A 12640-nucleotide genomic window follows, 5' to 3' on the forward strand; every position below is an offset into this window, starting at 1 on the left:
CGAACCTGGAAGCTAAGGCCCGGCACGGCGATGGTACTGCACCCGACAGGGTGTGGGAGAGTAGCACGCCGCCGCAACCACACGTTGGAAGGCCTTTTGGAAACATCCAAGAGGCCTTTCCGTTTTCCCGTATGCGCTTCCCCTTCATCATCATCTCATCCTTCCTTTTTCATCCTTCTGCTTTCATCCCTTCTTCTTTTTCCTCCTTGTTCCCTTCGCCGTCCCGCGCGCCCTGCGGCCGGACCGTCCCACGGGATCCGAGCCGAGGACCCGAAGACGCAGACGCACGGGCCGGGGAGGAACCCCGCCGAGGGGCGTCAAAACCCTCCGCGCCCCACGATGCATTCTTATTCCGCGGACTTCAAGGCCCCGATGGGATTTCCATCGGGGCCTTTTGCTTATGCGTCGATGACTACGCCGAAATCACGGGCGTGGTCTCATCTTCGTCCTCGGGGGCGGCGTTCTGCACGAGGAAGCCCTTGCCGGCGATGGCACGTGCAGCCCGGTCCTGCATGGTCGACAGCAGCACGCCCGGCTTGGTGAACAGCAGCACCTTGCCCTCGATGCCGTACGGGGAGAATCCGCTGAACTTCACCAGCGGCGGATTATCCGGCAGCATGATGTCCTGCGTGGCCGCCTTCACCGATTCGATGATCGTCGCGGCGATCGCATCCGTGTCCACATCCTTGCCGCCGCGGACGGTGAACGGAATCGTCGTCATTGATTCGATGGGCTCCGGCATCTTCTCCAATGCGGCGGTGTTGAGCACCGAATTCGGAATCCACATCTCATTGCCGGCACGCTCGACCACGATCGTATGACGCCACGTCACATCCTTGACGATGCCGGTCGCGCCGTTGATGGAAACCAGGTCGCCGGGCTGCACCACCTTGCCGAGCATGAGTCCGAAACCGCCGATGATGTTCGCGATCGTATCCTTCAGGCCGAAGGAGACGGCGATACCACCGACTCCAAGCGCCGTCATCAGCGTGGTCGGATTGATGCCGAACACCGGCTGCAGCACGATGCTCGCGGCCAATACCCACAGCAGTACACGAACGATATTGATAAATATGGAAGCGCTGGGGATATCCGTCTTATCCAGGGCGAGGCGCATGCCCTTCGTCACCACCTTGACGACGACGGCGGTGACGACCAGCACAATAATAAGGAATATGATGCGCGAGGCGTTCGATTCCAGCCACAGCAACGGGTTCTCGAAGAATTCGCGTATCGATGATTGAGAAATATCCATTCCTCCATCGTAGGGGGTCGATGCTGTACGCCACGTAAAGGAACGCTGGGCGGGGCAGCTCCTTCATGTCGGGTCGGCTTCCTTCAGTCGGCTTACGGCGGCAGCCCCCAATCTTGAACGGAGTCATCCACTGATCCGTACGTTGCCGGGCAGCGGGCGGCAAAGGTGGGAACCGCGCGACGGCGGCCAACGAACTGTGGCATGATGGGCGGCATGGGAAACACTGAGGTGCGCATCACCAATGCGCGTATTCCGGGAACCGATAACATCGTGGATATCACCGTGCTCGACGGCGCCGTCACACGGATCGCGGCGGCGGGGGACGCCCACGAACGAGACAACGGCGAAGCGTTCGCCAAACCGGCCTACACCGCCAAATACACCGAGACCGTGAACGCCGGCGGCCGCTGGGTCATCCCCGGCCTATGGGATGGCCACACGCATTTCACCCAATGGTCGGCCACGTTCGGCCGTCTCGACCTGCTCGAGGCCACGAGCGCGCATCAGGCCATGGAGATGCTGCGCGATTATCTTGACGACCGTCGCGAATCCCTCGCCGGACTCGACCCCGACACGTTCGTCGTGGGCATGCGATTCCGCCATTCGTTGTGGGCCGACGACCAGCAGCCGTCGCTGGCCGCCATCGACGCCGTCGCCGGCGACCAGCCCGTAGCGCTCTCCAGCGCCGACATGCACTGCGGCTGGGTGAACACGGCAGCCGCCAAACGGCTCGGCGTACACGTCGACGACTCCGGTCTGGTCGGCGAACTCGAATGGTTCGACGCCTACAGCAAGCTCGACGACGCCACCGGCAAGGAGCAGCTGAAGCTCGTCAAGGCCGCCGAACAGGATGCGGCGAGCAAGGGCGTCGTCGGCATCTGCGACTACGAGATGGCCGACACCATCGCCCAATGGCAGAAGCGATTCGACAAGGGCATCGACAAGCTGCGCGTGCGCGTGGGCGTCTACCCCGAACGCATGGAGAACGCCATCGCCGACGGCTGGCACGGCGGCAAGGAGATCGAAGGTAGCAACGGCTTGGGCCATGTGACCACGATGAAGCTCATCTCCGATGGCTCGCTCAATACCCGTTCCGCCTACTGCTCCGAACCGTACTCGTCCATAACGCCCGAAACACGCGGCGTATTGAGCTACAGCCCCGAGCAGATCGAGCACTATATGACCCTTGCCCGCGCCAACGGATTCGACGTGGCCTGTCACGCGATCGGCGACGAGGCGAACAGCGTGGTGCTGGACGCGTTCGAGCACACGGGCGCCGCCGGCTCCGTCGAGCACGCGCAGCTGCTCAAGCCCGGCGACGTCAAGCGTTTCAAGCAGCTCGGCCTCGTGGCCAGCGTGCAGCCGCAGCATGCCGTGGACGACCGCGACGTCGTCACCCGATACTGGGGCAACACGTCGGCCATCCCGTTCCCGTACCGTACGCTGTACGACGCGGGCGTGCCACTGCGATTCGGCTCCGACGCCCCCGTCGCCGTGCTCGACCCATGGGTGGCGATCGCCGCGGCCGTCTACCGCACCGACAACGAACGCGACTCGTACCAGCCGGAGCAGCGGCTCGGCATCCGCACCGCACTGGAATCCTCTACCTTCGGCAATGGCTCGCAGATCGCGGTCGGCGACCCCGGCGACCTCGTCCTGCTCGACAAGGACCCGTATGCCGCCTACTCCGCCGTCGAGCTGCGGTCCATGCCCGTCGCCGCCACCATGTGCGCCGGCCGCTGGACCCACTTCGCGCTGTAGACCGCCGGTGCAACATTGCGGTTTCGCAGTGCAACATTGCGGTTTCGCATTCGGCAAAGTCACGGCCTGCCCGCCTACAATGGGCGGTAGGTCGGCATCGGCGCCGACGTCACAACAGCTGGTATCAAGCAGCTAGGAGGTTGCCATGAACATGATGCAGGTGATCAGAACACGCAAGACATGCCGTGAATTCACGGACGAACCGGTGACCAAGGAGCAGATCCAGACCATCCTCGAAGCGGCCAACGCCGCGCCCATCGGCATGCACGACTACGAGGCCATCGAGATCTCCGTCATCGCCGACCGCACGAAGATCGACAGGATCGACGCGCTCGCCGGCGCGAACGCCGGTCGCATGGGCACCGGACCGACCTACAAGGCCCCCGTGCTCATCCTCCTCTCCGGCGAGGAATCCGGCATCGAACGCGGCACCGCCTACTGCAACGCCGCCGGCATCATCGAGAACATGGCGCTCGCCGCCACTGACCTCGGCCTTGGCAGCGGCTACATCCTCGGTGTCATCAAGGCGCTGCAGTCGCATCCCGAACTGTTCGCCGAACTCGGCGTGGACGACGGCTACGTGCCCGTCTCGGCGATGACGCTCGGCCATGCGGCCGACACATCGCTGCTTACGGAGGAACGCGAGCCGACGACGTCGAACTTCGTCACCCGATTCATCGAATAGGGGATATTCGGATATTCGCCGTCCGATGCAGGTCAAACGTTCCTATACGTTCGCGACATGTCCCTACTGTGAACGTGTTGTCAGCTCTTGGCTAATGTTTGACGATTCGCTCGGGGAACCGCCATTATGGTGTGGAAACACTTTTCAATGGAGGATTCATGGCCAGGCATGCTACACAAGTCACCCGCAAGACGCATCGCGATACCGCCACGCGACTGGAGCATGACTGCATCGGCTCGCTCGAGGTGCCCGCGAAGGCGTATTGGGGCATCCACACCGCACGCGCCCTTGAGAACTTCCAGGTCTCCAACATCCCCGACTCCACGCATCCGCAGCTCATCAAGGCGTATGCGACCATCAAGCGCGCGTGCGTCACGGCCAACGAGGAACTCGGCCTCATCCCCGGCGTGCAGGCCGGCGCGATCCGCCAGGCATGCATGGAGATCGAGGGAGGACGCTGGATGAACCAGTTCCCCGTCGACGTGTTCCAGGGCGGCGCCGGCACCTCCACGAACATGAACATGAACGAGGTGATCGCCAACCGCGCGCTGGAGCTGGCCGGCCATAAGAAGGGCGACTACGAGTTCATCCACCCCAACGACGACGTGAACAAGTCGCAGTCGACGAACGACACCTATCCGGCCGCATGCAAGCTCGCGCTCATCGACGCGCTCGGCCCGCTCGCCCAGTCGACCGACAGGCTCGCCCGTGCGTTCCATCGTCTCGCCGACCGGCACGCCAATGACGTTACCGTGGGCCGCACACAGCTGCAGGACGCCGTGCCGATGACGTACGGCCAGCAGTTCCATGCGTTCGCCAGCTTCCTGAAGTCCGACATCGCGCAGTTCGAACGTCTGGTGCCGCGTCTGGCCGTGCTGAACCTCGGCGCCACGGCCATCGGCACCGGCATCTGCGCGAACGTCGACTTCCGTGCGTCCGCGACCAGGCACCTCGCGAAGATGACCGGCCTGCCGATCACCGCCGCACCCGATCCGGTGGCCGCCGTCACCGACATGAGCGTGTATGTGGCGGTCTCCTCGGCGGTGAAGAACCTGGCGATTCACCTGAAGAAGGCGGCCGACGACCTGCGCCTGCTCAACTCGGGCCCGAACAGCGGATTCAACGACATCAACGTCCCCGCACGCCAGGCCGGCTCGAGCATCATGCCCGGCAAGGTGAACCCGGTGATTCCCGAATGCGTGAACCAGTGCGTGTTCTCCGTCTTCGGCATGGACACCACCGTGCAGTGGGCGGCCTCCGAAGGACAGCTGCAGCTCAACGCGTTCGATCCGGTGATCATCCACTCGCTGCTCAGCGGCATGGAACTCATCACCCGTGTAATGGACGTGTTCCGCGAGGAATGCGTGAACGGCATCACCGTGAACGTGGAGGTCGGCCGCCGTTACGCCGAGACGACGCCGTCGATCGCGGCCTCGCTCAACGAGGCCATCGGCTACGACGACGCCGTGGAGATCGCGAAGGAGGCCGAAGCCAGCGGGCGGACCGTGCGTGAGGTGGCGGGGGAGAAGACCAGCCTGCCCGCGAAGACGCTCGACGAGCTGCTCGACCCGATCACGCTCTCGCGCAGGCTCGGGCAGACGTGCCGCGAACGCGTCGACCGTAGCGGACGCGAACGCGGGAACTCCCGCGGAGGCCGCGCTCGCCGATAATCGTGATTTTTCGCCGTGGTCCATGGAAAACAATGATTTTTCCATGGACCACGGCTTTTTTTGTATGATTTGCATCGCAATCTGCGTACCCACCACCCCTACGGCGTGTTGCGGAGCCGAAATGTGAACTGAGAGAAAATTCCCCGAATTCGGGGGCTGATGTGTGACTGTCAAAGACGACAGTGCATGCGATGAAAATCGGGGGTGATTGCCGTACTTCCGAGGGGCCTTAAGGGGTATGGGGTGGGAGGGTTTTCGTTGATATTATGCCGATTTTGTAGGAACTATCTATGCGCGTGAGGTTTTGCGTATAGGGGTGTATCGGCCTGCGTGAGGAGCAGTGTCGGTCGAGACGTCGCCGAAGTGCACGACGAATGCGCGACGGTGTGAGAAAAGAGCGAGAACATGAAGCACAACGAAGATCCGAAGCGTGGAGGGGGTCTCGGCAGGCGTTTCGCCGCCGTGGTGTCCGCGCTCGCGATGCTCGGAACCATGGCCGCAACCGGAACGGCCGTCGCCGCGACCGCGGGGGGTGAAGCGACTCCTGATGTTTCCACCACGACCGGTGTGCCGGTTTCCGCAGACAAGGCCGTGCGGTCGGTTCCGGCTCCCCAGGCAAGGGCCGCTGCGGAGCCGCCGGTCTCCGGCTCGTTGCTGGTGAATGAGACCTTCAAGAACTCGACGTTCAGTGAACCCGACAAGTGGTCCACGACCAATGACGCGTGCCTGACGGCTGGCTACGGCAATTGCAAGAACACAGAGGATACCAGCAACATTCAGGGGAACCAGGGGAACGGCTACCTGCAGCTGACCGACGGCAGCACAGGCAAACGCGGTGCCGTGCTGTACAACCAGGGCATTCCCGCCCGCAATGGTCTTGATATCAGCTTCAACTACTTCATGTATGGCGGCACGGCTTTAGGCGAGCAAAACGGCGATGGCATCAGCTTCTTCCTGACCGATGGCGCCGCCACGTTGAGCCAAACCGGTGCCGGCGGTGCCGGCATGGGCTATGCCTCGGTGGATGAGGACGGCGATGGCACTTGGAGGGGTGACACGCCGCGTGCCGAAGGCATCGCCCAAGGCGTGCTTGGCGTCGGACTCGACCAGTTCGGCAATTTCAGTGTGCAGCATGTCTATCATCGTGGCACGACCGATCGTATTACCGGTGGCAACGACTGCCAGACGGAATGGCCGGGCGGTTCCGAGCATCTCACCCTGCGCGGCCAGGGCTCGCTCGTCAACGGCAAATGGAACGGCGGTTACTGTGTCGTCTCCGAAACCACGGTATCTGGCGGATTCCGCACCGGTGAAAGTCAGCGGGGTGGCGCTCCCGGTGATGCCGGCAAGACGGTCCGCGTCATCATCTCCACTCCCGATGCCGATGGCTACCAGACTGTTTCCGTCTACATCAATGGAACCGCCGTGGTCGAGAATCAGAAGCTGGACTACAAACTGCCGTCGACCATCAAGTTCGGTTTCTCCGCCGGCACCGGCGCCGCAAGCCAGGCTCAGCTTATTCGCGGCCTTACCGCGCATTCACTGGAAAGCCTGCCTGACATCAATCTGGTCAAGGCGGTGAACAAAGACACGTATCCGGACGCTGACACGCATGTGTTCAAGGAAGGCGACTCTGTGCCGTATGTCTTCACCGTTTCCAACGGTGGAAACACCGACCTCACCAACGTTCGGGTGACTGATAAGCACATCGCTAATATCGAATGCCCGGCGACCACGCTGGCCGTCGGCCACTCCATGACCTGCCGCGGCACGCTGACGCTGACAAAGGAAATGGCCCGTCCCGGCTCGTTCACCAACACCGCCACGGCGACCGGCACCTCCGGCGCAAAGCAGGTCTCGGACGACGATTCCGTCACCATCAACACGGTGAAGGGCGTTGAAATCGTCGCCCCGCAGCATCGCAAGTACATCAAGGACAATGGCGACGGCACGTACACGCTGTCGTTGGATGTCACCGGTAAGTCCACCGCGAGCGACGAGGGCAACGGAGTCGATGTGTTCCTGCTTGCCGACACCACCGGTTCCATGAAGACCGATAACCGTTTCGTGAACCTCAAGCAGGCGAGCAAGCAGCTTGCCGATAGTGTTCTGACTTCCGATAACGCCAAGCTCGGCGACAAGGGCGTGAAGATCGCAGCGATTCCGTTTGCGACGGATGCGCCGGCCGACGGCCTGAAGGAAGTCAACTTCACCAGTACTGCCAGCGATCTGACCAAGACCATCTGCGGCAATGACAGCACCTGCTCGTCCGTTGAAGACGGCTGGACCATGGACACCTCCGGTGTCGGCGGCACCAACTGGAAGGCCGCACTCGACTATGTGAACCAGCATGCGAATGACCTCGGCGCCCGCGCCGATGCCAAGAAGATCATCGTCTTCGTCACCGACGGCGCTCCCAAGGTCGATAAGAACACCGACAAAAACGTCGAGGAGTTCACGCCCAGCCTGTGGAACAGTTCGTTGACCTCGGCCAAGACCTTGGCGAACGCGGGATATGAGTTCATCAACGTCGACGTGACCTCGGCGGATTCCGACTCCAGCAAGAGCGTCTACATGGATCCGAGCACGCAGAGCGCGTCCACGCAGGTCTGCTCGACGAAGAAATGCGATACGTTCAGCGGCAACAAGACGACGTCCGATTGGAATAAGGGCAACTGGGCCTACGGCAACTACGATTCCGACAACCGTCCGGCCAAGTGGAAGCTTTCGCTCAATGTCTTCACCGACCGCATCAACGATGCCAAGCCCGGTATCGCTCAGTACCTGAACGCCAAGGGCGGTGACCTGCAGACCGCATTCAAGAGCATCGTGGCCAAGATCACGCATACCGATACGTCGTACCGGAACGTGACGATCACCGACGATCTTTCGCAGTATGCGCAGGTCAAGGACCTGACGGCCCAAGACGTTTCCAAGGCCACGGTAACCGCCAGGAACGCCGACGGCGAGGCGCTGAATCCCCAGCCGGTGGCCGGCAAGGACTATAAGGCCACGTACAAGGCCGGCACGGCTGAAGGCGCGAACGGAGCGTCCACCGGTACGGTGACGCTGCAGTTCCTGAATAATTATGAGCTGAAGTCCGGTTACACCTACACGTTGAGCTTCAACGTCCGCCCGACCCAGCAGGCGTATACGGATTACGCCTCGAATGCCGGAAAGAACACGGACGGATACGCGGGCAACAAGGGTGACGCCGGAACGGATGTTCCGGGAACGGCCGCCGACAAGCAGACCTCCTCGAACAAGCCCGGCTTCTACTCCAACAAGGACGCGACCCTCACCTACCAGCAGTGCGTGACCACGTCGGTGAACGGCGGCGCTTCCGCGAGCAACTGCGAAAATGGAGACCCCACTTCCTACGCCAAGCCTGTTCTTCAGGTGAAGCTCGGCTCCATTCCGGTAAGCAAGGAATGGGCGAACTCCTCCGCCGCCGACCACAAGAACGACACCGTGACCGTGGCGCTTCAGCAGTGCTTGGATTCCAAGTGCACGTCCTCGACCGATACCGGCAAGACCTTGACCCTGAAGTATTCGGATGATTCGTCCAGCAGCTTCGCCGGATCGTTCTCCGATTTGCTGCCGGGAACATATCGAGTCGTTGAGACCAAGGTCAACGACAACCCTGCGAGCCAGTCCGGCTACGCGGTTTCGTACAAGTATGCATCTGGCGAGACGTTCACGACTCTGAGTGTCAAGGACGGTGTCATCGTCAATGCTCCGCGAATCACCGTGTCGAACAGTCGAACCGCCGTCGCCGCGCTGCCGTTGACCGGTGGCACCACGGGACGCGCGTGGCTCATCGCCTCCGGTGTGCTGCTGGCTCTCGCCGGCTGCTCGTACCTCGTGTGGCGCAAGCGCATGGCGTGATCGCCGTACCGTCGGGCGGGCGCCTGCTCGCCCGACGCATCCCCGCATAATTCAAGATTTCAAGATTTGCGGACTGCGGAAGCCGGTATGGCTACCGCTTCCGTAGTTGCAGAACAACCATTGATGAAAGGAAGAGGAGTTTCTTATGAAGTTGAAGAAGCTTTTCGCGGGCGTCGCGGCAGCGGCGACCCTGCTCGGCGGCATGGCCTTCGGCGCCGCCACCGCGAGCGCGGCCGATGGTGACGTCGTCACCGCCAACGCCACGTTCACGTTCAACGCCGACAACGCGGGCCAGCTGACCGGCCGCACCATCGCGGCCTACAAGCTGGCCGACTACGTGCAGTACGGCTCCGGCGACAACGCCGTCTACGGTATGAAGACCAACGCCGCCAACGCCGTCGTCGTCAACGGCGCGCTGAAGACCGCGCTGAACTCCCAGACCGACGTCGACCTCGCCGATGCGCTCGCCGCCGGCCAGCTCGACGTTTCCGCCGCCCGTCCGTGGACGGCCACCGCTGCTGGCGCCGCCAGCACGACCCGTGCCTTCGCCAACGCCCTTGCCGCCGCCCAGGGTCTGCAGGCCGTTGCCCCGGCTCCGCAGCTGACCGTGAACGGCACCTCCGCCACCGTGTCCCTGCCCGCCGGCGTGTACCTGTTCCTCGATACGACCGAGGGCAACGCCGACGTGACCAAGGCCGTGCCGATGATCGTCGCCTCCGGTACCGTGAATGACCAGAAGCAGCTCACCGACCCGACCGCCGACGCCACCGTCGACTTCAAGAACACGAAGAACGAAGAGAAGACCAAGGAGGTCAGCACGGCCACCGCCGCCATCGGCGACACCCTCACCTACACGCTGACCGGCAAGGTCGCCAACCCGGCCCCCGAGTCCTTCGTCTTCACCGATCGCCCGGGCACGGGCCTGACCGTCAAGGCCGGCACCGAGTTCACCGTGACCGCCGATGGCAAGAACGTTCCCGACAGCGATTACACCGTCGCCGGTCTCGATGCAGACCTGCAGGGTGATGGCGTTAAGACCTTCACCGTCACGCTGAACGACCCCGCCGACTACGCCGGCAAGACCATCGTCGTGAAGTACGCCGCCCAGGTGAACGAGCAGGCCGCCGGCCTCAAGGACGGCGTGACCAACGAGCTGCTCAAGAACGACGGTAAGACCTACCAGAAGATCACCACCAAGTCCTACGGCTTCGACTTCACCAAGAAGAACGCCGCCGGCCAGGCCGTCCCAGGAGCCAAGTTCCAGGTGAAGAACGGCGACACCGTGCTCAAGTTCTTCGCCAAGGACGGCGTCTACTACCTCGCCGCCGACCAGACGGTCGCCGCCGACAACAAGACCGTCTTCGGCACCCTCACGACCCCGGCCAACGGCCAGCTCGTGTTCGGTGGTCTGGGCAACGGCACCTACACCGTCGAGGAGACCGCCGTGGCCGAAGGCTACCAGAACTTCACCGGCAAGTTCACCGTGACCATCGCCAACGCCGACGGCAAGCTCTCCGACTCCGCCGCCCTCGATCCGTTCGGCCTCGTCGATCCGGCCAAGAAGACTGTCGTCAACGTGAAGTCCGTCGCCGAGCTGCCGAAGACCGGTGCCGCCGGCATCGCGATGTTCGTGGCCCTCGGCGTCGTGCTCGCCGGTGCCGCCGCCGCGGTGTACGGCAAGTCCCGTCGCATGGGCTCCGCCCTGCGCGCCTGATTGCGTGGGGGCAGACGTCCGAGCGTCTGATCGTTCGGACGTCTGAAACCGCAATCATATAAAGTCAGCCGGGCCTCACGCCCGGTTGGCTTTCCCGCGTATCGAATGACCGGCCGTGCACCCTGTCTCCCGGTCGTCCGATACGCATGCGGCGGAGAAACCGTCGCTTTGCTTGCAATCATGATGTTGTCTGCCGGCATATCGCCGGTGGACAACATTGTGCTATGTGGACATCGCGGAATCCCAGTGTTTTCAAACGAATGCGCGTCATATGCCATTCGATTCCCGCCATAACGGAACAAAAGACAACAAACATGTGTCATCGCCCAAAACGTTGTGCTACATTGTTTTCCATATTTGAGCGGTGCCTATAAATAAATATTCTTTGTGCATCCGGTAGACCATGGGGGCGACAGATTGCGCGTGCAATCATGCCACGTCCCGTATTCGCTGGTATGCCAGCCAACAATCGCAATGTGTGATGGTCAACGACGAGGGCAAAATATCGACAAATGACCGCAGACATGGTGTTAACGGTAACGCAATCGATTGCAAATACCGGTTTCATGGCTGCGGCGTCGAATCGACCCCAATTGTCGACCACGTGCATTGCGAACCATAACGCTGAGGCTGCGGCTGAGGCTTCATGCGGCAACCCTAATAGTCGCGAAGGGGGCAAATATGTCGGTGAGTGAATTCACGAACGACGAGATTACATACCTGCGCTCGCTGCGTGCCGTGGCGCGCGTGGCGAACGGTCGGATTCGATACACCGAGGCATTCAAACGCGACTGTATGCGGCGCTACGCCGCCGGAGAATCCCCTGCGAAGATCTTCCGCGACGCCGGACTCGACTCCTCGCTCATCGGATACAAGCGCATCGAACGCTGCATCGCACGCTGGCGCGGCCTGCTGACCGACAAGTCCCTGATGACGCAGGCCTCGGGGGCTGATGCGCAGGCGGCGGGGCGGAACGTGGACGGCTCCGCCGCGGGCGCCGGTGCCGAGGCGCCTGATACCGCGACTGCGGCGGGCTCGTATGGTTTTGCGGCAGGTGATTCCTCTGCGCACCGAGGTGACGCTGGCGTTCGACATGAAGGAACGGCGGACGATGACGCTCCGTACGAGTTCGAGCCCAAGCTGCATGTGCGTTCCGGTCGCCGCGATCTGCGTGACCTGCTGATCGCGCAGCAGGTGCGTCGCATCGACGAGCTTGAGCACGAAGTGGTCTCCTTGAAGGCCGCGTTGCTTGACGAGGGCCGGACCAGGACGGGTTTTGGGAAGAACGGCGATGATGCTTCCGATGGTGGCGCCGCCCCGCAGGGCGCCGGCGAGGCCGCTGACGATGGCGGTGCCGGTCATGACGGCGGTGCGTCCGTGTCGGACGCCTCGTCCGTCTCGAACGACGGCATGGCGGAAAACGGCGTGGCGAAAGCGGCCGTCGCAGCGGATGGGGAGCCGGTCTCCTCCGACCTTCACAAAACCGCTACCCCCCCCCCCTATTACGCATTCAATACTAGCGAAAACCACGGGTTTGTCGTCCAATCATGACGACGCCGCCGTATTGGGAGACAATCCGTTCGCGGCCTTGCCGGCGACGAATGTGAACCGCGGCGCGCTGGCCGCATGACATCCAGCTTGCATTCAGCAAGCTTCCAAGAATCTCC

General features: G+C 62.4%; 7 protein-coding genes. 6 read left to right on the forward strand and 1 reads right to left on the reverse strand.

Annotated features, from left to right (window positions below):
- Positions 1–412 precede the first annotated feature (412 nt).
- Positions 413–1255, reverse strand: coding sequence for a mechanosensitive ion channel family protein (locus GFD18_RS08980; protein ID WP_163199837.1), 843 nt, complete (start codon positions 1253–1255; stop codon positions 413–415).
- A gap of 204 nt (positions 1256–1459) precedes the next feature.
- Here GFD18_RS08980 and GFD18_RS08985 point away from each other — a divergent pair, with 204 nt between their 5' ends.
- From GFD18_RS08985 to GFD18_RS10960, 6 genes are all read left to right on the forward strand, one after another.
- Positions 1460–3016: an amidohydrolase gene (locus GFD18_RS08985; RefSeq protein ID WP_163200026.1), complete on the forward strand. Its 1557-nt coding sequence runs from the start codon at positions 1460–1462 to the stop codon at positions 3014–3016.
- 145 nt (positions 3017–3161) lie between these two features.
- Positions 3162–3701, forward strand: a complete 540-nt coding sequence (locus tag GFD18_RS08990) for a nitroreductase family protein (RefSeq protein WP_163199838.1) — start codon at positions 3162–3164, stop codon at positions 3699–3701.
- Between the two features lie 158 nt (positions 3702–3859).
- A complete protein-coding gene (locus GFD18_RS08995) occupies positions 3860–5371 on the forward strand; it encodes an aspartate ammonia-lyase (protein WP_163199839.1) in 1512 nt (503 codons plus the stop codon).
- A gap of 405 nt (positions 5372–5776) precedes the next feature.
- Positions 5777–9259 (forward strand): DUF7604 domain-containing protein, encoded by a 3483-nt coding sequence (locus GFD18_RS09000; protein WP_163199840.1) that lies wholly within the window; start codon positions 5777–5779, stop codon positions 9257–9259.
- 145 nt (positions 9260–9404) lie between these two features.
- Entirely contained in the window at positions 9405–10973 is a 1569-nt protein-coding gene (locus GFD18_RS09005; protein WP_163199841.1) for an isopeptide-forming domain-containing fimbrial protein, read from the forward strand.
- 681 nt (positions 10974–11654) lie between these two features.
- Entirely contained in the window at positions 11655–12524 is an 870-nt protein-coding gene (locus GFD18_RS10960; protein WP_225433027.1) for a hypothetical protein, read from the forward strand.
- Positions 12525–12640 lie beyond the last annotated feature (116 nt).

This window comes from Bifidobacterium saimiriisciurei (assembly GCF_010667655.1).
Lineage (GTDB): Bacteria > Actinomycetota > Actinomycetes > Actinomycetales > Bifidobacteriaceae > Galliscardovia > Galliscardovia saimiriisciurei.